Source organism: Terriglobia bacterium, assembly GCA_020073205.1.
Taxonomy (GTDB): domain Bacteria; phylum Acidobacteriota; class Polarisedimenticolia; order Polarisedimenticolales; family JAIQFR01; genus JAIQFR01.
In genome coordinates, this window is the sequence record JAIQFR010000082.1 from 1 (window position 1) to 20,219 (window position 20,219).

At 67.8% G+C, this 20,219-nt stretch carries 20 protein-coding genes; 16 read left to right on the forward strand and 4 right to left on the reverse strand.

What is annotated here, in order from left to right; translation table 11 throughout:
* The 9 genes from LAO51_15175 to LAO51_15215 all read left to right on the forward strand — a co-directional run.
* On the forward strand, positions 1-524 hold a 524-nt coding region (locus LAO51_15175; GenBank protein ID MBZ5640088.1), incomplete at its 5' end, for an HlyD family efflux transporter periplasmic adaptor subunit.
* Positions 521-1,765 (forward strand): efflux RND transporter periplasmic adaptor subunit, encoded by a 1,245-nt coding sequence (locus LAO51_15180; protein ID MBZ5640089.1) that lies wholly within the window; start codon positions 521-523, stop codon positions 1,763-1,765. The genes LAO51_15175 and LAO51_15180, both read left to right, overlap by 4 nt.
* Entirely contained in the window at positions 1,762-3,048 is a 1,287-nt protein-coding gene (locus LAO51_15185; GenBank protein MBZ5640090.1) for an HlyD family efflux transporter periplasmic adaptor subunit, read from the forward strand. Before LAO51_15180 ends, LAO51_15185 begins: the two co-directional genes overlap by 4 nt.
* 68 nt (positions 3,049-3,116) lie before the next feature.
* Positions 3,117-4,277, forward strand: coding sequence for an ABC transporter permease (locus tag LAO51_15190; protein ID MBZ5640091.1), 1,161 nt, complete (start codon positions 3,117-3,119; stop codon positions 4,275-4,277).
* Positions 4,278-4,490: 213 nt separating this feature from the next.
* A complete protein-coding gene (locus LAO51_15195) occupies positions 4,491-4,673 on the forward strand; it encodes a type II toxin-antitoxin system HicA family toxin (protein MBZ5640092.1) in 183 nt (60 codons plus the stop codon).
* Positions 4,670-5,083: a type II toxin-antitoxin system HicB family antitoxin gene (locus LAO51_15200; protein ID MBZ5640093.1), complete on the forward strand. Its 414-nt coding sequence runs from the start codon at positions 4,670-4,672 to the stop codon at positions 5,081-5,083. The genes LAO51_15195 and LAO51_15200 overlap by 4 nt, the downstream gene beginning before the upstream one ends.
* Positions 5,084-5,503: 420 nt before the next feature.
* Entirely contained in the window at positions 5,504-6,151 is a 648-nt protein-coding gene (locus LAO51_15205) for an energy transducer TonB (protein MBZ5640094.1), read from the forward strand.
* A gap of 1,219 nt (positions 6,152-7,370) precedes the next feature.
* Positions 7,371-7,553 carry a hypothetical protein gene (locus LAO51_15210; protein MBZ5640095.1) on the forward strand — a complete coding sequence of 61 codons (183 nt, stop codon included), beginning with the start codon at positions 7,371-7,373 and terminating at the stop codon, positions 7,551-7,553.
* A gap of 321 nt (positions 7,554-7,874) precedes the next feature.
* Positions 7,875-8,075 carry a hypothetical protein gene (locus tag LAO51_15215; protein MBZ5640096.1) on the forward strand — a complete coding sequence of 67 codons (201 nt, stop codon included), beginning with the start codon at positions 7,875-7,877 and terminating at the stop codon, positions 8,073-8,075.
* A gap of 181 nt (positions 8,076-8,256) precedes the next feature.
* Here the strand turns inward: LAO51_15215 and LAO51_15220 are convergent, their stop codons facing one another.
* Positions 8,257-8,787, reverse strand: coding sequence for a hypothetical protein (locus tag LAO51_15220; protein MBZ5640097.1), 531 nt, complete (start codon positions 8,785-8,787; stop codon positions 8,257-8,259).
* On the opposite strand from LAO51_15220, the gene LAO51_15225 reads away from it, so the two are divergent.
* The 7 genes from LAO51_15225 (at position 8,786) to LAO51_15255 (ending at position 16,831) form a co-directional block, all read left to right on the forward strand.
* Complete coding sequence (locus LAO51_15225) at positions 8,786-8,950, forward strand: zinc ribbon domain-containing protein (GenBank protein ID MBZ5640098.1); 165 nt, start codon at positions 8,786-8,788, stop codon at positions 8,948-8,950. The genes LAO51_15220 and LAO51_15225 overlap by 2 nt on opposite strands.
* Before the next feature lie 84 nt (positions 8,951-9,034).
* Positions 9,035-9,250, forward strand: coding sequence for a hypothetical protein (locus LAO51_15230; protein MBZ5640099.1), 216 nt, complete (start codon positions 9,035-9,037; stop codon positions 9,248-9,250).
* Positions 9,251-9,325: 75 nt separating this feature from the next.
* Positions 9,326-9,556, forward strand: coding sequence for a BrnA antitoxin family protein (locus LAO51_15235; GenBank protein ID MBZ5640100.1), 231 nt, complete (start codon positions 9,326-9,328; stop codon positions 9,554-9,556).
* 286 nt (positions 9,557-9,842) lie between these two features.
* Positions 9,843-11,345: an adenosylhomocysteinase gene (gene ahcY, locus LAO51_15240; protein MBZ5640101.1), complete on the forward strand. Its 1,503-nt coding sequence runs from the start codon at positions 9,843-9,845 to the stop codon at positions 11,343-11,345.
* 129 nt (positions 11,346-11,474) lie between these two features.
* The gene (locus LAO51_15245; protein MBZ5640102.1) at positions 11,475-14,639 is read left to right on the forward strand and encodes a TonB-dependent receptor; all 3,165 of its coding nucleotides are present in this window, start codon (positions 11,475-11,477) and stop codon (positions 14,637-14,639) included.
* 15 nt (positions 14,640-14,654) lie between these two features.
* Complete coding sequence (locus LAO51_15250) at positions 14,655-15,233, forward strand: carboxypeptidase-like regulatory domain-containing protein (GenBank protein MBZ5640103.1); 579 nt, start codon at positions 14,655-14,657, stop codon at positions 15,231-15,233.
* On the forward strand, positions 15,230-16,831 hold the full coding sequence (locus tag LAO51_15255) for a TonB-dependent receptor (GenBank protein MBZ5640104.1): 1,602 nt from the start codon (positions 15,230-15,232) through the stop codon (positions 16,829-16,831). Before LAO51_15250 ends, LAO51_15255 begins: the two co-directional genes overlap by 4 nt.
* A gap of 1 nt (position 16,832) precedes the next feature.
* Here LAO51_15255 and LAO51_15260 read toward each other — a convergent pair whose 3' ends face one another.
* The 3 genes from LAO51_15260 to LAO51_15270 are packed head-to-tail and all read right to left on the reverse strand — an operon-like array spanning position 16,833 to position 20,100.
* On the reverse strand, positions 16,833-18,083 hold the full coding sequence (locus LAO51_15260; GenBank protein MBZ5640105.1) for a DUF429 domain-containing protein: 1,251 nt from the start codon (positions 18,081-18,083) through the stop codon (positions 16,833-16,835).
* Positions 18,080-19,429 (reverse strand): phosphoglucosamine mutase, encoded by a 1,350-nt coding sequence (glmM, locus tag LAO51_15265; protein ID MBZ5640106.1) that lies wholly within the window; start codon positions 19,427-19,429, stop codon positions 18,080-18,082. The genes LAO51_15260 and glmM overlap by 4 nt, the downstream gene beginning before the upstream one ends.
* Complete coding sequence (locus tag LAO51_15270) at positions 19,426-20,100, reverse strand: hypothetical protein (GenBank protein ID MBZ5640107.1); 675 nt, start codon at positions 20,098-20,100, stop codon at positions 19,426-19,428. The genes glmM and LAO51_15270 overlap by 4 nt, the downstream gene beginning before the upstream one ends.
* Positions 20,101-20,219 lie beyond the last annotated feature (119 nt).

The window sequence follows — 20,219 nt, forward strand, 5'->3', positions numbered from 1 at the left end:
TGGTCGTCGCGGATCACCCGTGGGAGGACCGGAAGTTCCAGGTGGGGGATACCGTGTTCGCCGGGTGGAACGTGATGCGGATCCCCGATCTCTCCGCCATGCGCGTGGAGGCGCAGCTTCCGGACGTGGACGACGGCCGGATCGCGGTGGGGATGCCGGCCAAGTGCACCCTCGACACCTACCCGGAGGTCGCGTTCCCGGGAAAGGTCGTGGAGCTGACGCCGGTGGCCCAGGCGCCGCCCGGGCAGTCGCTCCGCCGCGCGTTCCACGTGAGGATCGATCTCGAGAAGACCGATCCTCGGACGATGCGTCCCGGGATGTCGGTCAAGGTCGAGGTCGAGGCGCTCAAGCTCGCCGGGGCGCTCCTCGTCCCGCGGGCCGCGCTGGACCCGGCGGCCTCTCCTCCGAAGGCGCTCCTCGAATCGGGGGGCGAATCGGAGGTGCGGCTCGGACCGTGCAACGCGGAGACGTGCGTGGTGGAGGGCGGGCTGGCCGAGGGGACCCGCCTGAGGGCGCGGGGATGAGAGCGCGGATCCTCCGGGTGCCGAGGCAGGCCCGGCTCGCGGCGGTCGCGGTCGTCGTCGCCGGGGCGGGCTGGTGGGCGCTCTCCGGGCGGCGGCCGTCCGAGGACGCGGACTGGGTGCGCGTCGCGCGGGACGACCTGGTGCTCGGCGTCGACGTGACCGGCTTCCTCAAGGCCGTGGATTCCACCGTGGTCAGTCCCCCGGCCGTCCGCGAGACCTGGAACTACAAGATCTCGATGCTCGCCCCCGAGGGAGCGCAGGTGAAGAAGGGGGAGCCGGTCGTCGGCTTCGACACGTCCGATCTGGACCGGAAGCTCGAGCAGAAGATCGCCGAGGCCGCCTCCGCCGCCAAGCAGATGGAGAAGAAGCAGGTGGACGTCACGCTCCGCCGGCGCGAGGACGATCTCAGGCTCGCCGAAGCGGAGGCGCGGGAGCGCAAGGCGGCGCTCAAGGTGGACCGGCCGGCCGAGCTGGCCGCGGCCGCCGAGCTTCGGCAGGCCCGCCTCGACCTCGGCCTCGCCCGCGACGAGATCGCCTACCTCAAGGGGCGGTTGGAGTCCGCGAGAGCCGCGGACGAGGCGGAGCTGACGTCGCTCCGGAACCAGCGCGACCGGGCCGAGGAGCGGGTCAAGGAGATCCGGGAGTCCATCGGCCGCATGACCGTGGGCGCTCCGCGCGACGGCACGGTGATCTACGTCACCGACTGGCGGGAAACGAAGAAGAAGGTCGGGGACAGCGTGTGGCGCGCCGAGAGGCTCATGGAGATCCCGGACCTGAGGCACATGATCGCCAAGGGCGAGGTGGACGAGGTCGACGCCGGGAAGATCGCCGTCGGGCAGAAGGTCACGCTGCGGCTCGACGCCCACCCCGACGTGGAATTCGGCGGGCGGGTTTCGTCGATCTGGAAGACGGTCCAGCGCCAGTCCTACCAGAACCCTCTCAAGGTGGTCCGGCTCGACATCGTGCTCGATCGGTCCGACACGGTTCGGATGCGGCCGGGCATGCGGTTCCGCGGGACCATCGAGACGGCGCGGATCGAGCGACCCCTCCTGATTCCCACCGAGGCGGTGTTCCCCACGCCGGACGGCCCCGTCGCCTGGCGGCGGACCCTCCTGGGTTACGAAGCCGCGCGGCTCGAGGTCGGACGGCGGAACGACAAGGTGGTGGAGGTTCTCGGGGGGCTCTCCGAGGGGGATGAGGTCGCGCGGCGGGGCCTCGGGACGAGGAGGGCCCCCGCATGAGCCGCCTCAAGGTGGTCGGGTCGGTCGCCGCTGGAGCTCTTGGCCTGGCGGCGCTCGCGGGGCTCCCGTACGTGCGCGGGCTCGGGCGCTCGACGGACGTGCCGGTCGCCACGGCGCGGCGGGGCGACATCGCCCGGCACGTCCAGGCCGAGGGGAACCTCAAGGCCGTGAAGGCCACGGTCCTCACCGCGCCCATCGACGGCGCGAACTCGCTGAAGATCGCCTGGCTCGCTCCGGACGGCAGCCGCGTCAGGACCGACGACGTCGTGATCCGCTTCGATTCCACCGACGCCGAGAAGAGCTTGGTGGACGGGGAAGGCGAGCGGCAGACCGCCGACAACCGGATCGCCGGCAAGCGCGCCGAGGGGGAGGGGACCCTCAGGAACCTCGATCGTGACGCCGGGATGGCGGGGCTCGACCTGAGATACGCCCGCGAGTTCCAGAGCAAGGATCCGGAGATCTTCTCGAGGACCGAGATCATCGAGTCGCAGCTCGACGAGTCATTGGCGACCCGGCGGAAGGAGAACGCCGAGGCGGTCCGCGGGATAAGGGACAAGCTGACGAGGGTGGATCTGGACCTCCTGGGGATCGAGCGGCACAAGGCCGACCTGAAGATCGAGCAGGCGAAGAAGGGGCTCACGTCGCTCGAGGTGCGCGCGCCCCACGACGGCATCCTGGTGTTCACCGAGGAGGGGAACGGGATCCCGAAGGTCGGCGACACCGTCTGGAGAGGGCAGCCGCTCGCCGAGATCCCGAGGATGGACGCCATGGAAGCGGAGGTGTACGTCCTCGAGGCGGACGCCGGAGGGCTCGCCGTGGGTCTCCCCGCCGAGGTGACGATCGAGTCGCGGGCGGACCGCAGCTTCAAGGCGAAGGTCGCCAAGGTGGACACGCTGGCGAAGCCGAGGGTGAGCGGCGTCCCGGTCCAGTACTTCGGCGTGACCCTCGAGCTCGAGCGGACCGATCCTATGATCATGAAGCCCGGCCAGCGGGTGCGGGCGATGCTGGCGCTCGACGCGCGAAAGGGGGCGATCTCGGTCCCCCGCGAGGCGGTCCTCGAGAAGGGCGGAAAGAAGCTCGTCTACCGGAGGAGCGGCTTCGGGTTCGAGCCGGTCGAGGTCGCGCTCGGCCCGGCGGCGCTCGGACGGGTCGTGATCGAGAAGGGACTCGGCGAGGGGGACGTGGTGGCGCTCCGGGACCCGACGCGCCCGGCGGGCGAGACCGTCCCCGAGAGGGGCGCGCGCGAGGCCTCCGCGGCTCCGAGCGCGGGAGGCCCCCGTTGACCGCGGGAGAGGCGTTCCGGACCGCATCCGACAACCTGAAGGCGCACAAACTCCGGTCGTCCCTCACGATGCTCGGGATGATCTTCGGGGTCGGCGCCGTGATCGCGATGCTCTCCATCGGGAGCGGCGCCGAGCGGCAAGCGATGGAGATGATCGACCGGCTCGGCCTCCGCAACATCCTCGTCCGGTCCAAGGACCTGAAGCAGGAGGAGCTGAACGAGGTCCGCAAGAAGTCGCCGGGGCTCTCCCCCCGCGACGCCCAGGCGATTCTCGAGGCGGTGCCGGGCGCCGAGGTGGTCGCGCCGCGCGTCAGGATCGAGCCCTACAAGATCCTGGCCGCCGGGGGCAAGACCGAGGCGAAGGTGTACGGCGTGTCCTACCGGCAGGCGGAGCTGGGCCGCCTCGAGACCGCGGAGGGCCGATTCCTCGATGCGGCCGATGAGCGGGACCACGCGCAGGTCTGCGTGATCGGCCCGGCGGTCCGCCGGGACCTCTACGGCTACGGTCCCGCGCTGGGCCGCGATCTCAAGATCAACGACGTGTGGTTCGAGGTGATCGGGGTCCTGCACGAGGCCGGCGGCGCCTCGTCGTTCCAGGGCGTGACGGTGGGCTCGACCGCGACGGAGATCTACGTCCCGGTGACCACCGCGGTGCGCGAGTTCGATCGGGACCCGCTGAAATCCCCCCTCGACGAGATCGTGGTCAGCCTCGACCCCTCGGCGTCGCCGAGCCGCTCGTCCTCGCTGGTCCGCTCGCTCCTCGACCGGCTCCACGGCGGGGCCGCGGACTTCGAGCTGGTGGTGCCGGAGGCGCTCCTGGAGCAGAGCCGGCGGACGCAGCGGCTCTTCAACATCGTGATGGGCTGCATCGCGGGGATCTCGCTCCTCGTGGGCGGCATCGGGATCATGAACATCATGCTCGCCACCGTGCTCGAGAGGACGCGGGAGATCGGCGTCCGGCGGGCGGTGGGCGCTCGGCGCTCGGACATCCGCTCGCAGTTCGTCGTCGAGTCGTTCGCGATCAGCCTGCTCGGCGGCCTCGCGGGCGTGGTCCTCGGCGTCGCCATCGCCAAGGTCGTGGCGTTCTACGCGGGATGGCCCACGGTGGTGACGCTCGGGTCGATCTTCCTGTCGACGGGGGTCTCGATCGCGGTCGGCCTCGTGTCGGGGATCTACCCCGCGGTCCGGGCGGCCGATCTCGATCCGATCGAGGCGCTGAGGTATGAGTGAGCGGAGCGGTCGGACGCGGGCGCCGGGGTGGGGGCGACCCCGGGGTTCGTTCTGTTGACCGCCGGGTCGGGGATTCGAGTCCCTCCTGGGGAGCCAGATCACCGAAATACATGGTAACCGCTTACGAGGGAGGATGCGGACCCTGAGCATCGCCGCACCATCACACCCCACAACCCTGTTGCGCTCGTACACGTATAGGTGTACATTGACGCTATGAAGCGCAGGGAGCTGGAGCGTCGGCTCCGCGATCTGGGTTGGACGCTGCAGCGCCACGGAGGCAAGCACGACGTGTGGGTCAGCGCCAACGGTTCATTCACGGAGTACGTGCCCAGGCACCCAGAGATCAACGAAAGGTTGGCGCAAGTCGTCCTGAGGCGTGCGAAGGAGAGGCAATGAGGTTCCCAGGGCGGATCAAGAGGGACGGCAGGTTCTGGCTGGTGGAGATCCCGGCGTTCGATGCGGTCACACAGGGACGCACGAAGCGCGAGGCGCTCGCGATGGCAGAGGATCTAGTCGAGACGATGGCAGGAGTGAGGGGCTTTCGAGCCGCTGTCTATCCGACTGGCGGGGAGACGTTCGAAATCGGCGGTAATCGCTTGGGGGTCTTGTTGGCGCTCCTGTTGCGCCGGCAGCGGGAACGACAGGGCCTGACGCTGGCCGAGGCCGCCGAGAGGCTAGGGCAACGCTCCAAGAACGCATACGCACGATACGAGCAGGGACGGGCGATGCCGACCGTCGAGAAGGTAGAGCGGCTCCTCAAGGCGATCGCACCCGATCAAAGGATCGTGTGGCACATCGCCGCGTGATACAGCTCACGCGGGCCGGAGAGCCACGGGCGTTCCCAGTATGGTTGATGGGCCGCAATCTCCACTGAGTTGGTGGAGTCATGAAGTCTGAGCCGGGTGGGGAGCCAGATCACTCATATACAAAACCAGGGGAGTGGTGAACAGGCCGAGCCCGGAATCTCAAGCTTTTCCGCGTTCACCTCCGCGAAACTCGCGAACTTTTCCGTCCGCAACAACGCGTCGGGCTCTCCGACGGCGTGGTACGCCCGGACGATCCGATGGACGGCGTTCGGCGCATCCCAATGGCTCTCTTGCTCTGCGTGGCAGGCGGAAAGCCGATGATGTCCCTCACGTCCTTCCGCGACGGTATCCCCTCGGGCCAGGAAAACGACGTGATCGCCCCTTGATCCGGACCAAGTGTCCGTGACACGATGAATGCCGATGCGCTACAGGTCGTTCGCGGTCCTGCTCGTCGGAACGATGCTCGTCTCGGTCCAGACGAGGGCTGCTTGCCCCGACTGCGAAACTGCTCGCACGCTATTGCACGCGGGCAAGGCGGAGCAGGCGCTCAAGCTCATGAAGAAGGCGGTCTCGGCCGACAAGTCGGATGTCGAGCCCCGGGGCCTTCTCGCGATGGCCTACCTAGGCGTGAGCAAGAGGCCGGCCGCGGCCGATGCGCTCAAGGAGTTCTTGGAGCGGAGTCCCGGCCCGTCAGCGATCGCCGAAGTCGCGGCCGCGCTCCACGAGGCACCTGGAGAAGAACCTGCGCCGAGAGTCCGGTTTGAGACTCCGGACGGCGCGGATCCCCCCCGTCTTGTCTACTTCACGCGTGCCACGCCCCCGGAGACGATGCGCGAGGCGGGCGTCCAGGGTGACGTGCCACTTGTGGCGATTGTTGGCGTGAACGGGAAGGCGACTGCCATCGAGCTTGTCGCCGACAGCGCGATGCGTTCCTACCTCATGGAGTCCGACCTCTACGACTCCGCCACGAACTGCCTTCGTCGGTGGCAGTTCATTCCGGCTCTCCGTGACGGGGTGCCCGTTCCAGCTAAGTTGCAGGTGGCAATATCGTTCCGCCTTCTGCGCTGACGCGTTGAACGGTTGCGCAGCCTAGTCGAACATAGAAACGAACAGCCACCCAAGCGCTTGTGTGCCTTCGCGCTCCACGGCCGGAGGAGGGCCTGGATTTCCCATTCCAGGCCAAACGGCGTATGCTTTCTAGCAGCGAGCATTTCGTCGGCGCCCAACGGGTGGTCGCGGGCCAGCCGCAGCGTCGACGGACGTGGGGATTCGGGGTCGGACCGCTCTGGTCGGTTGCCGGAACGAGAGGCACCCAGAATGTCACACGGACTCACGATCACGACGTTGTTCCGTCTGGTCAGATGGCTCGCCGGCGCGGTGATTGTGATCGTGTTCTTGGGAACATGTTCCCATTGGCTTCGCGTTCGGGCCGATCGCCTCATGATCTCGCCCCGTCGCGGACTGCGGACCGCTCGGTGACGGCGCGAGGATCGTGACGGCACCACCGTGCGCCTGTCCATCGCGCGACATTGCCGGAGGTCAGCCTACTTTCGAAGCGGAAGTCATACTGTCTAGGTCGATACTAGAGGATCCGCGATGCTCCCGGAGCCGAGAGGGCCGTTTGGCACGGTCCGGTCGCCGTTAGCGAACCTCCGCGGATTCGTCTTCTTCTTCGTTGTAGCCTCGATCACCTTCGTCGGTTTCGACGTCGTCCTCGAAGGGCCAATCAGCGGCTGCTTCTGGACAATGGCAATTCCAGGCGTAGATCGTAGCTGGGGTTTCAGCGCTGAACATCGCGCCCTCTGCGGCGGCCGATGGTTGGTAGTGACTTCCGTGGCGCCGAATGGTCCTTTCGATCGCGCTGGCATCAAGCCAGGGAACGCTGTGTCTCTTCCCGGGAAGGGGCACAAGGGCGAGTTCGGGGTTTACAGGCTACTGAGCTCAAGTAACGAGTCTGCAGAGCTGTGGGTGTACCGAGATCCGGTGCATTGGTGCGACACGCGCGAAGTCCCTTCGAGGATCGTGGTGACAGAACACTGATCGGTCGGGGAGACAGGTAACACTTTAGACGGGGGAATGGGCCCGTGAGTCGGCTCGCCGCGCCTCGCTGCTTCACGGGACACGGGCACGGGGAGGAGAATGAGCTTGGCGGTGGTTTCGGCGCTGGAAAGCGGGGTGACATGACGGCTCCTTCTCCGACGGGGCCCTCGCTTTCGCAGCTTGAACCTCTATCCCTTGGGAGGCAGTTTTGGGCCGTATCAGTTCTCACCTGTCAGAAGGAGGTCCAATGAGTGCCATTCGAATGCAGTTCCTCGCTGTTGCCGTGATTGTGTTTTTGGGAATTTGGCTTACCGGATTTGCGAAGGTTCACTGGTTCTTATATGTACCTGTTGTCATGTTTCTCTTTGCGGGCATCACGGGCATATGTCCTGGTCTTATGCTCTGGAAAAAGCTCGGTTTCAAAGACTGATGCCCGGGTCCCGCAAACTGGTCCCGGCAAAACGGCTTTCCGTCGGCTCGCCGCGCCTCGCTGCTTCGCGGGCGGCGGGGCAGCCTGGGAAAGGCCCTGGCCTGTGGGAGAATGGTTTCGGGTAGTGCGTTTCGGAGTTGGGCGGCGGGGTGACATAGAATTCCTTCTCGGACGCGGCCCTCGGATCCGCAGCTTGAACCTCCTGTCCGCTACTGCCTGTCTCTGATTGTGTCGGTTTGCACGTGTCAAACGTCAAACGAGAAATTGCTGACTGGCGGTGCGTCGTTTACCCTGATCGATCAACTCAGCAAGGAGAAGAGCATGCACAGACGCAGGTCTTTCGGTTCTGCCGTCGTCGCGCCTCTCATCGTCGGATCGATCGGGCTGATGAATCTCATGCAGCGGCCTAGATTCGCGAGCATTCACAACGTGGATGTGCTGCAACTCCTTGCTTCCGGTATGTGTTTCGGGGTGGCACTGGCTGCGCTGTTTGCACTGCTGCGTGGACCTCGCAACTCCTGATACGTCGCGCGGAGTGGGAGGGGAACTTCAGCAGGCCAGCGTCCGGATCTTGCGGGCCATCTCCTCGTCGCTCGGGTGGGTATACACGACGGTGGTCAGCGGGGAAACGTGCCTGGCAAACCTCTGCGCCAGGAACAGGTCGTGCGTCGCACGGTACACCGCGGTCACCGCCGTGTGGCGTTTATGCCGAGCTCGGTATAACCGGCACACCGCCATCACACGGCCGTGCAGCGGATGCCAGGGATACGCAATGCGTACCGTCAATCGGTATGTTGAATGCGATTTCCTCCCGGGACTGATTGCAGAGTACGGGCGCGGCAGGGTCGAAGTCCTCGCCACGACCGCGCTTCCACCGCCAGAACCGCGTCAGCTTGGTGACGAGCCGGTCGGGCAGGAACACGTCCGCCGCCCGGCCGCCCCTCGCGATCTCGGGCCGGATGCGGACGCGGACCCGTGGCGTGCCGTCCGGCGCGAACACGTCCCCGACGTTGAGGCCGACAAGCTCGGCGAGGCGCAGGCCGGCGCCAAGGGCCATCGAGAAGATCGTGTGGTCGCGGATGTTGGCCGCGGTGGCACGCAGGATCGCCTTCTGCTCGGCGGCGGTCAGGGTCGGCGGGACGAGGTGGGACATTTCGGTACTCCCTCTATGCCCGGGATGCAGTGAAGGGTAGAATCCGGGCAGGTCGAGTCCAGACAGCACGGAGGCCGCCATGCCCATCTACGAGTACGTGTGCCTGAACTGCAAGAAGAAGTTCAGCGAGACGAAGCCGATTTCGGCGTACGATCCAAAGCGGGTCAAGTGCCCGAAGTGCAAGAGCCGGAGCGTTGAGCGGCGCTGGAGCACGTTCAGCCTTACGACATCGAGGAAGAGCTAGCTCCGGCATTCGTGGTGCTTCCTGCGCTCCGGGCACATTCCAGAGAGTGGCCCTCATACCGCTCGACCCGTCGTGGAGGTCGGAATGGCAGACAAGAGAACGCCTCGACAGACTGCTGATCCTTGGACCGCTTCCGTCAACCAGAAGGAGCAGCAAGGGAAGGTCCGGGAGACCCACGAAACGAAGAAGCTCGAGAGCGAGAAGGATGCTCGGCGGCGGGACGACAAGAGCCAGCAGCCCGAGAGGAAGCAGGGACAAGGACGCGCGAACACGATCAGGACCCGCCGTGGGAACAGATAGCCCGCCAACGGGCCATCTGATCGTTCCACACCCGCCTCCGCGACGGACGTTCGAGAGACGAGGAGATTGAGATCTATGAAAGCGCGAGATTTTGACAAGAAGTTCGATGCGGGCGAGGACATCACCCGTCACTTGGACCTTTCGAACACTCGTCACCCCGGTCACGAGCAGCGACGCGTCAATGTCGATTTCCCGGTTTGGATGGTCGAGTCGCTGGATCGTGAGGCCTCGAGACTGGGCGTTCCTCGACAGTCGCTGATCAAGATGCTGATCGCACGGCACCTCGAGGGTATTCGTCCCGCGTGAGCCGCCCAAACGACGTACTCGGCGAAGGGGCTACGTGTGCCGGCGTGCCGGTTGCCGGCTCGACCGGGGGGTTTGTTTGTTAGTTTGAGATGTGTCTGGGGAACACGCTCGCCGTTGAAACGGCGCTCTTCAGAAGAGTCGATAGGGAAGCGCGCGGACCTGCCGGAGACCGCTCGATTCTTCGCAACCCGCATGCCGGGCGCCGTTTCCTCTCAGATGTCATAATGCTGCGGATCTCAACGGGACCGGGGTACAGTGCCGCGGGCCCGCCGCGGAGGGGAAGCGCATGAAGACTGACGTGAAGGACTCCGTTCACCCGTTCCGAGCTGCGGAGCAGGCGGGTCGCGCGCCGTTCAAGGTCGCCGATCTGGGTCTATACGAGCTGGGGCGGAAGGAGATCCGGCTCGCGGAGCAGGAGATGCCGGGCCTGATGTCCGTTCGCGCGCGTTACCGGGGGAAGAAGCCGCTTCTCGGTGCCCGGATCACGGGCAGCCTTCACATGACCATCCAGACGGCGGTCCTGATCGAGACACTGGAGGATCTCGGGGCAGACGTCCGGTGGGCCTCGTGCAACATCTTCTCCACGCAGGATCATGCGGCGGCAGCGGTCGTCGTGGGCCGGTCGGACGCCGGGGGGACTCCCGAGCGTCCCAAGGGCGTGCCGGTGTTCGCTTGGAAGGGGGAGACGCTCGAGGAGTACTGGTGGTGCACTCGGGAGGCGCTCACCTGGCCGGACGGCTCCGGCCCCACCTCGATCGTGGACGACGGCGGCGACGCGACGCTCCTGGTCCACAAGGGGGTGGAGTTCGAGAGCGGGGGGCGAGTGCCCGCGTTCGACCCGGCGAACGACCCGGAGGAGTGGGGGGTGATCCTCGAAGTGTTGCGGCGCCTCCAGGCGGACGAGCCGGGGCGGTGGGCGCGGGTCGCGGCCTCGATCCGCGGCGTGAGCGAGGAGACGACGACCGGCGTCCACCGGCTCTACCAGATGCAGGAGGCCGGCAAGCTCCTGTTCACCGCGATCAACGTCAACGACTCGGTCACGAAGAGCAAGTTCGACAACGTCTACGGCTGCCGGCACTCGGTGGTGGACGGGCTCAACCGCGCCAGCGACGTGATGATCGGCGGCAAAGTCGCGGTGGTCTGCGGCTTCGGCGAGGTCGGGAAGGGATGCGCCCAGGCGCTCCGCGGCCAGGGGTGCCGGGTGATCGTCACGGAGATCGACCCGATCTGCGCGCTCCAGGCCGCGATGGAGGGATACGCGGTCAAGACGGTGGAGGACATGGTGGAGACCGCGGACATCTTCATCACGGCCACCGGCAACAAGGACGTGATCACCGCCGCCCACATGGCGAGGATGAAGGACAAGGCGATCGTGGGGAACATCGGCCACTTCGACAACGAGATCGACATGGCCGGCCTCAAGAAGGTCGCCGGGATCGAGAGGATCCCGATCAAGCCGCAGTACGACGAGTGGCGCTTCCCCGACGGCCACTCCGTGATGATCCTGGCGGAGGGGCGGCTCCTGAACCTCGGCTGCGCCACGGGGCACCCGAGCTTCGTGATGTCGTCCTCGTTCACGAACCAGGTCATCGCCCAGCTCGAGTTCTACCTCCACCCCGAGCGGTACGAGAAGAAGGTCTACATGCTTCCGAAGACCCTGGACGAGGAGGTGGCGCGCCTCCACCTCGGACAGCTCGGCGTCACGCTCACCCGCCTGACCCGTGAGCAGTCGGAGTACGTCGGCATCCCGTTGGACGGACCGTACAAACCGGACCATTACCGGTACTGAATCGGCTCGCTCCCGATCGGCGACACTTGGTCGGGCGAGAAACCCGCCGTCCCGCGTAGGGCTTGGTCGTATACTCACGCCCCGAAGGGACCCCCGCGCGGGTGCCCCCTCGCGCGGGAGCGGGACCTCGTGGCGCCGAATTCCTGGAGCGTTTCCAAAGTAACGCTGATCGCCGCCGTGATCGCCCTCTCGGTGCGCTCCGCCGCCGCGGAGAGCGGGGGGATCGAGGTCCGGGTCTTCGACGCCTCGGGGCGAAGCCCGGTGGCCGGCGTCTCCGTCGGCCTCTCGAACGCCCTCGGCCTGGTCGCGGCCGCGACGGTTCCGACGGGCGCCGACGGGGTGGCGTTCTTCCCGGTCCTGCGTCCGGGCGGCGGGTACGTCGTCGAGGTCTCGACTCCCGGCTTCGCTCGCGTGAGGATCCTGGACGTCCGGGTGAGGATAGAGGAGGTCACCCGGATCCCGATCCGGCTGGTCCCGGAGATCCGGGAGAGCGTGAAGGTGGTGGAGCGACGGGCGGGCGTCGATCTCGACAGGACCTCGAAGACCACGACGTTCGACGACACCTTCATCCAGGACCTGCCGTCGCAGGGGCGGTTCTATCAAGGACTGCTCAGCCTGGCCCCGGGCGTGGTCGACCCGAAAGGAGATGGGAACCCGAACGTCCACGGGGCGAGGGCGGTGGATTTCCAGACGCAGGTGGGGGGGGTGAGCAATCAGGACCCGCTGACCGGCGGCTGGATGAGCTACCTGAACCCCGACGCGATCGAGGAGCTGGAGGTGATCGGCGCGGGGGCCGGAGTCGAGTTCGGGCGAGCCCAGGGGGGATTCGCGCAGGTCATCCAGAAGCAGGGGTCGAACGAGTTCGAGGGACTGACGAACCTCCTGTGGCAGTCGAGTCTCATGGACGGACGCGCGGCCGCCGGGACTCCGGGGACCCGGGTCCCCAGGTACGATTGGATCCAGCCTGCCGTGCAGCTCTCCGGCGCGATCGTCAGGGACCGTCTTTGGTACCGGCTCTCCCACGAGTTCATCTCGCGGCAGGAGCCGGTGACGGCGCTCGACGGGACGATCCTCGCCACGCGGCGGCAGGGGATTCACGCCGACCAGATCACCTGGCAGGCTTCCCCCAGGAACAAGCTGGCCCTCGAGATCCGCGAGGATCCGCTGACGCTGACGTACGTGGGAGCCAGCGCCCTGTCCGCGTCCGACACCACGATGCGGTACGAGAGCGGCGGTCCCACGTTCGCCCTCACCTGGACCGCGCCGGTGTCGCCCGCGATCCTGGTGGACACGGTCGCGTCCTACCAGCGGGGACACCAGAACCTCCTCCCGATGGTGAGCGGCGCCCGAAACACCTGCACCGAAGGGTTCGTGAACCGCTTCACGGGAGAGCCCCTCCTCCCGGCCCTCGACACCGTCCAGTGCACGAACACGGACACGGGCGTGACCACGGGCTCGTACTCGTCGACGTGGAGGGACGAGCGGCAACGGCTCACGCTCAAGAGCCAGGCGTCGATCTTCGGGGGCCGCCTCTTCGGCATGACGCACCAGCTCAAGGTGGGGGCCAACATCGAGAACGAGAGGTACTTCAGGCGCCTCGAGAGGCGCCCGGACATGACCCTCACGATCAAGGAGGTGCCGATCGTCGGGTCCGACGGCAGGACGCACCGCGCCCTGTTCGCTTCCCTCGCCCTCGAGGTCGCGTCCCCTCCCTCGACGCGCTCGACGGCGACCGACGTGAGCTACGGGTTCTTCCTGGAGGACCAGGCGAAGCCGCTGCCGAACCTCAGCGTGACCGCCGGGCTGAGGGTCGACCGCGAAGAGATGAGGGGCTCCGGCTTCCGTCCGTTCGACCCCGCGGCGGAGTCCCGGGACTTCCTGGGCCGCATGAGCGCCGGCTCCGCCGACGGAGGGTATTCCGAGGCCGCGTCGTCGTTCACGGGGTACGGGGGACTCGAGGATCTCGTGAGGGGCATGGCGGACGCGACCCAGATCTCCGAGTCGTTCCTGTGGAGCCGCATCAGCCCGGGGCTCATCGTGAGCCAGAGCTGGGCCAAGCAGCGCGCACCCGCCGACATCGACATCGCGAACACGAACCTCTCACCGCGGCTGTCCGTCGCATGGGATCCCGGCGGGAAGGGGAAATCGAAGATCGCGGTCACCGCGGGCCGGTACTACGGGACCCTCCTCCTGGCGGTGCCGCTGGTCGAGGAAGAGCCGGTGACCACCACCATGGGCCTCCAGGCGACCAGGGTCCCTCCCAGCGAGATCTGGACTGACCTGCATTTCTCCACGGGAATCGACCCGGCCGTCAGCGCTCGCGTGATCGACCATCGGCTCAAGACCCCGTACCAGGACGAGCTGACGGTCTCGCTGGAGCGGGAGATCGCCAGGGAGACCACCGCGCGGGTGGCCTTCATCTCGCGCCGTTTCTGGGACCAGCTGCAGGACGTGGATCTCAACCACCATGCGGGCGACTTCGGCCATTGCGTCTACTCCTCGGGAGAAGACCAGCCCTGGATCGTCGCCCCGCCCGACGGTGTCCCGGACGACTGCGACGGGATCATCGTCCTGTCGTCGTCGAGGTTCTTCGGGCAGGTGGTGCAGCGCCATCAGAGCGACGGCTACCTCGACTCGTACGTCTACAACCCGGGCTGGGGGGCGATCTACCAGGTGGGGAACGACAACACCGCGCGGTACAAGGGGATCGTCCTCGAGGTGACGCGAAGGCAGTACCGGAACTGGCAGATGCAGGCGTCGTACACCTGGTCGCGCGCCGTGGGCGACGCGGAAGAGTTCAACTCGTACCTCGGCGACGATCCGGCGAATCGCGAGGCGGAGCGAGGGTACCTGTCCTACGATCAGCGGCACGTCGTGAAGGTCAATGCGACGACGATCACGCCCTGGGGCTTCCGGTTCGGCGCCTCGGCCAACTGGATGTCGGGGCTCCCCTACTCCATCCTGCAGGTCGGGCCCTCCCTGGACAGCGTTCCCTCCGTGTACCCGTCGATCATCGGCGGCGGGATGCGGAACCGGACCCGTTATGCGACTGGCCGGAGGAACGACCAGCGGAACCGGCCGTCGCTCACGTTGAACGTGAAGCTCGACAAGGAATTCAACCTGAGCCGCGGGCAGAACCTCCAGATCTCGCTGGACGTGTTCAATCTGCTCGACGACCGGAACTACCGGATCTACAACCCGCAGTTGGGCTACGGCCGGCAGCTGAACGAGCGCAACGACGCGACGGTCACCCCGGGCCGGCAGTACCAGGTCGGCCTGCGGCTGGCCTTCTAGCGCTGGAGAGAGACCATGGCGCCGGCGGTCCGGGTCTCATCGAGAGTGCTGCTCTTCACCGCGGTGGTCGCCTTCGGGATCCATCGTGTTGCCGCGGAGAGCGGTGGGATCGAGGTCCGGGTCTTCGACGCCTCAGGGCGCAACCCCGTCGCCGGCGCGTCCGTGATCCTCTCCAGCGCTCTCGGCATGGTCAGGACCACCACGGTCGCGACGAGCGCGAAGGGGGTGGCGTTCTTCCCGGTCCTGCGCCCGGGAGGCGGGTACGTCGTCGAGGTCGCCGCGCCCGGCTTTGCCCGGGTCAGGGTCGTGGACGTCCGCGTGAGGATCCAGGAGATCGCCAGGGTTCCGATCCGCCTCGTTCCGGAGATCCACGAGAGCGTCAAGGTCGTCGAGCGGCGCGCCGCAGTCGACCTCGACAAGACCTCCCGCGCCACGACGTTCGACGACTCCTTCATCCAGGACCTGCCGTCCCAGGGGCGGTTCTACCAGGGGCGCTCACGCTGGCCCCGGGGGTCGTGGACCCGGATGGGGACGGGAACCCGAACGTTCACGGGGCGAGGGCGGCGGACTTCCAGACGCAGGTGGGCGGGGTGAGCAACCAGGACCCGCTCACCGGCGGCTGGATGAGCTACCTGAACCCCGACGCGATCGAGGAGCTGGAGGTGATCGGCGCTGGGGCGGGGGTCGAATTCGGGCGGGCCCAGGGGGGGTTCGCGCAGATCATCCAGAAGCAGGGGTCGAACGATTTCGAGGGGCTGGCGAACGTGCTGTGGCGGTCGAGCCGCCTGGGCGCCGGATCGGCCGACCAGGGATTCTCCGCGGCCGCGGCGTCGTTCACGCCCCTCGGCGCGCTGAACGACCTTCTGGCGGGGATGGCCGCCGCCACGGGTTACCCGGTGCTTTACCTCTCGCAATTCGTCAGCCCGGCTCAGACGTCGAGCCAGCGATGGATCAAGCGACGCCGTGTCGGCGACGTCGACATCGCGAGCACGAACCCCGCTCCCAAGGTCGCGGTGGCGTGGGACCCGGGTGGAAAGGGGAAGTCGAAGGTCGCGGTGACGGCGGGGCGGTACTACGGGACGATCTCCCTCGACGTCCCCCTCGTCGAGGAGGATCCGGTGACCGCGACGATTCCCCTCAAGGCCATCAAGTCTCCGCTCAGCCGGGACTGGAGCAACCTGAGTTTCTCCAGCGGCATCGATCCCGCGGCCAACGCCCATGTCGTCGATCGCGGGCTCAGGCCCCCGTACCAGGACGAGATGACGGCTTCGTTCGAGCGGGAGATCTCTCCGGAGGTCGTCGCCCGGGTGGCCATCATCTCCCGCCGATTCAGGGACCAGCTCCAGGACGTGAACATCAACCACCACACGGGCGACTACGGGCGCTGCTCCCACCGGTACTTTCCGACCCAGCCCTGGATCGTGGGCCCGCCGGACGGCGTCCCCGACGACTGCGACGGCGTCCTCGTTTACGACCGATCGCAGTTCTTCCCGCAGCAGCCGCCGTTCCACCAGAGCGACGGCTACCTCGACTCGTACGTCTACAATCCGGGATGGGGGGCGATCGACTCGGTCGGGAACGTGAACGCCGCGCGCTACGAGGGGATCGTTCTCGAGGTGACGCGCCGCCAGTATCGGAACTGGCAGATGCAGGCGTCGTACACCTGGTCGCGCGCGATCGGCGACGCGGAGGCGTTCTCCTCCTACGTCGGCGACGATCCGGGGAACCGCGACTCGGAGGGAGGCTCCCTCGCCTACGACCAGCGGCACGTCGTGAAGATCAACGCGACGACCATCACTCCGTGGGGCTTCAGGTTCGGCGCCGCGACGAGCTGGATGTCGGGGCTGCCGTACTCCATCTTGCAGGTGACCTCCTCCGCCGACAGCATCCCCCTCGATTACCCGTCGACCTTTAGCGGCGGGATAAGGACGCGGACCCGCTACCCGACCTTCCGCCGCAACGACCAGCGGAACCGCCCGTCGCTCACCCTGAACGTGAAGCTCGACAAGGAGTTCAACTTGAGCGGCGGCCAGAACCTCCAGGTCTCCCTGGAGGTGTTCAACCTGCTCAACGACCGGAACTACGTGGTGTACAACCCGCAACTCGGCTACGGCCGGCAGGTCAACGGCCAGAACGACGCGACCGTCGCCCCGGGTCGCCAGTGCCAGCTCGGTCTGCGTCTCGCCTTCTAGTTCATTCCTCGGCGGGCAGCGTCTCGAACACGGCGCGGATCACGCGGAAGGCGTACGTCTTCCCGTCCCGAGTGGGGACGCGGGAGCGCCACGAGGAGGGCGGCTCGAACCGGAACGACAGCGTCCGGTGGCGGCTTCTCACGAGCCTGAAGGGGGAGGCCCGCCCGTCGTGAGTGTCCTCGCGGCCGAGCAGGACCACCAGCTCGCGAAGCCCCTCGACGGGGAGTGCGGGCCCGTCGAGATGGCGGCAGTGCTTCCACCAGAGCATCTCGTCAAGGTTGTCGAATTCGTAGAGCGGGATCCGGTGGAACACCGCTTCGGTGTCCTGGGGCCTCCCGGGAACGTCGAGAAGGCCGGCGGAGTGCAGCTCCGCCGCGGCGCCGAGCTTCGCGCGGAGCGAGCCGCGCGGGAATAGCCCCGAGCGACCGGGCCGGCGCTCCCGGAGCGCGAGCCTCCGGACGAATCCGTCCGCCGGCAGGATGACGTATCCCTCCTTGCGATCGCCGAGAAAAACGCATTCCTCGGGCGACTTCATGTAGCGCCTGGCGGTCCCGGCGATCAGGCACGCATCCAGAAGAGCTGCGGCGCGCTCGACGTCCCGATCGGACGCGGCTCCCCGGAGCACCGCGCGAGCCGGCGTAAGATCGATCCCCGGCAGCGGTCCCGCGGCCCGGAGCACGAGGTCGAGCGCCGCGGCGCGCTCCGCCCAGTCGGATCCCCGGCGCCCCGGCGGCCGGCGGTAGGCTGGAATCGCGTAGGCGCGAAAGATCTCTTCCCGGGCTGGGTGAGGGCCCTCGGTGGCGGAGGAGCCCTGCCAGAGGAGGACCTTGAGCGCCAGACCCGGGTCGATCTCGGCCAGTCCCGAGGCCCTCAGATCGCGGTCGGGGTAGGGAAGGCAGGGGAGCCCGGCCACGGCCAGCGCGGCCAGGAGCGACTCTCCGGCCGCCGGGGGTCGCGCGGCGGGAGCACCCGCCCGTCCCGAGAAAGGCATCCGGAAGCCGAGGCGGCGCAGGATCAAGGTCTCCACCGCCCGCGCGCGACCCGGCCGCTCCGGCGCGACCACCGGCAGGTCGACACCGAGGAGGAAGGGCTCGGCCCCGGTCATCTCGCCGACGGCGGCCGCGAGGTCGGAGATCGTCGTGAGGTGCCGCGACGCGGCGACGCCGCCGTCCTCGTTCAGGAGGACGACCGCGCCTTCCCTCGGCTCGGGGGACGAGGAACCCGGGTACAAGTCGGCGCCGAGAATCCTCACGTGCTGCCGATCTCCTTCCGGATCAGGCCGGCGAGGCGTTCCGCGTGACCGCGGACCGAGTCCGCGTCGCGACCCTCGACCATGACGCGGGCGAGGGGCTCCGTCCCCGAGTACCGCAGGAGGATCCGTCCGCTGCCTTGGAGCCGTCTCTCGATCTCGCGCACCGCGGGACCGATCACCGGGTGCCGCTCGAGGTCGGGCTTCTCCCGAACGCCGACGTTCACCAGCACCTGGGGGAAAGGAGCGATCCCGTCGAGGATCGCCTCGAGCGGGGCGTCTTCCTCGATGAGGGTGTCGAGCAGGAGCAGGCCGGTCAGGATCCCGTCTCCGGTGCTCGCGAGGTCCAGAACGATCACGTGGCCGGACTGCTCGCCCCCGAGGCGGGCGTCCTCCGCGATCATTCGCTCCAGCACGTATTTGTCGCCGACGGGCGCCCGCAGGAGGCGCATCCCCTCCTGCTCCAGTCTGCGCTCGAGCCAGAGATTGCTCATGACGGTGGCGACCACGGCTCCTCCTCGGAGCCGTTCGGACCTCCTCATCCGGCGGGCGAGGAGGTAGAGGATGAGGTCCCCGTCGACCACGCGCCCCATCCGGTCCACCGCGAGCGCGCGGTCCGCGTCGCCGTCGAAGGCGATCCCGACGTCGCACCGCCGGTCGCGGACCTCGGAAGCGAGGCCGTCCAGGTGAAGCGAGCCGCAGCCGAGGTTGATGTTCCGGCCGTCCGGCGCGGCGCCCCGGACGAGCACCTCGGCTCCGTGGTGCCGGAAGACCTCGGGCGCGAACACCGACGCCGAGCCGTTCGCGCAATCGAGGAGGACCTTCACGCCGGCGAGCCGTCCGCGCGGCGACACGGCCCCCTCCAGGAACTCGACATAGGCCCGCGCGAGCGAAGGGTCCACGACGGCACATCTTTCGGATGGTCCGGGGTCCGGGATGCCGTGATCGAGGATCCGCGCCTCGATCTCGGCCTCGAGGAGGTCCGGGAGCTTGGTCCCGTCGTGGCCAAAGACCTTGAGCCCGTTGTCCTCGAACGGGTTGTGGCTCGCGGAGATCATGACGCCGGCTTCGAAGGGACCGGTCCGGGCCAGGTGGGCGAGCCCGGGCGTCGTGATCACCCCGGCGTCCACGGACTCCGCCCCCCGCGAGAACAGGCCGGCCGATACCGCGGCGCCGAGCCAGGCGCCGGACTCCCGCGTGTCTCGGCCGAGCACCACCCGCGGTGGGCCCTTTCGATCCGAACCGAGCACGTCGGCGAGGGCGGCGCCGAAGCACCGCACGTTCGCCGGATCGAGAGGGCTCTCTCCCGCGACGGCTCGGATCCCGTCGGTCCCGAACAGACGCTTCACTTCGCGATCCTCCGGCTCGACACTCTCACGTCGATCTCGGGGTGGCTGACCGATTTTACGGTGATGCGGGCGAGATCCGGCGCGGCGACGCCGGCGAACTCCATCCTGAGCTGGACGGCATACGGCTCTCGCCGAGGGACGAGCCCCGAAACGTCGGCCACCGGCCGGATCTGGGCCGGACGGATCTGGCGGAGGACCGAGGGAGGACCGGAGAGCACCACCCGGACGCTCGAGGGCTGGGCAGTCGCCGCGTACTCCTGGGCCGCGAAGACCACGGGCACCGAGTCGAACGCGGCCTTGACGGGTGCGACGTCGACCTCGACCTGCACCGAGATCTCGCGCGGCTCGATCACGCGGGTCCCCGGACGGTCCGGAACGGCGTTCACCGCCACGACAAACGGCGCGGTCCGCCCCTCGAGGTGGATCGGGTCGGTCCGGATCCGGTCGAGGCCGACGACCTCGGTCTGGGGCCCCTCCACCTCGAGCGAGTCCGGCGCCACCTGGGCGCCGTAGAAGGTGTACCCGGGCGGCGGGGCGCCGACGAGGGCCGGCGCGACCGGCAGCACCCTCTGCATCCGCCGGTCCACCACGAGCCGGAGCCGGTCCGGCTCGATCTGGACTACCTCGATGCCGCGGGACAGGCCGACGAGGGACTCGGCGACGAGCTGCACGTTGCGCTGGCCCGGCGATCCTGGCCTGGCTGGACGTGGCCTATGAAGGCAAGCCTGGGCAGGCAGAGCATCCATTGTGGCCATCGCTTGGGCGTGGCTCCAAGGGCAAGCATCGCCCG

What these genes read in the sequence shown, in the direction of transcription:
- LAO51_15180 (MBZ5640089.1), top strand. Translation starts at nt 521, where the DNA reads ATGAGAGCGCGGATCCTCCGGGTGCCGAGGCAGGCCCGGCTCGCGGCG.
- LAO51_15185 (MBZ5640090.1), top strand. Translation starts at nt 1,762, where the DNA reads ATGAGCCGCCTCAAGGTGGTCGGGTCGGTCGCCGCTGGAGCTCTTGGC.
- LAO51_15190 (MBZ5640091.1), top strand. Translation starts at nt 3,117, where the DNA reads ATGCTCGGGATGATCTTCGGGGTCGGCGCCGTGATCGCGATGCTCTCC.
- LAO51_15195 (MBZ5640092.1), top strand. Translation starts at nt 4,491, where the DNA reads ATGAAGCGCAGGGAGCTGGAGCGTCGGCTCCGCGATCTGGGTTGGACG.
- LAO51_15200 (MBZ5640093.1), top strand. Translation starts at nt 4,670, where the DNA reads ATGAGGTTCCCAGGGCGGATCAAGAGGGACGGCAGGTTCTGGCTGGTG.
- LAO51_15205 (MBZ5640094.1), top strand. Translation starts at nt 5,504, where the DNA reads ATGCGCTACAGGTCGTTCGCGGTCCTGCTCGTCGGAACGATGCTCGTC.
- LAO51_15210 (MBZ5640095.1), top strand. Translation starts at nt 7,371, where the DNA reads ATGAGTGCCATTCGAATGCAGTTCCTCGCTGTTGCCGTGATTGTGTTT.
- LAO51_15215 (MBZ5640096.1), top strand. Translation starts at nt 7,875, where the DNA reads ATGCACAGACGCAGGTCTTTCGGTTCTGCCGTCGTCGCGCCTCTCATC.
- LAO51_15225 (MBZ5640098.1), top strand. Translation starts at nt 8,786, where the DNA reads ATGCCCATCTACGAGTACGTGTGCCTGAACTGCAAGAAGAAGTTCAGC.
- LAO51_15220 (MBZ5640097.1), bottom strand. Translation starts at nt 8,787, where the DNA reads ATGGCGGCCTCCGTGCTGTCTGGACTCGACCTGCCCGGATTCTACCCT.
- LAO51_15230 (MBZ5640099.1), top strand. Translation starts at nt 9,035, where the DNA reads ATGGCAGACAAGAGAACGCCTCGACAGACTGCTGATCCTTGGACCGCT.
- LAO51_15235 (MBZ5640100.1), top strand. Translation starts at nt 9,326, where the DNA reads ATGAAAGCGCGAGATTTTGACAAGAAGTTCGATGCGGGCGAGGACATC.
- ahcY (MBZ5640101.1), top strand. Translation starts at nt 9,843, where the DNA reads ATGAAGACTGACGTGAAGGACTCCGTTCACCCGTTCCGAGCTGCGGAG.
- LAO51_15250 (MBZ5640103.1), top strand. Translation starts at nt 14,655, where the DNA reads ATGGCGCCGGCGGTCCGGGTCTCATCGAGAGTGCTGCTCTTCACCGCG.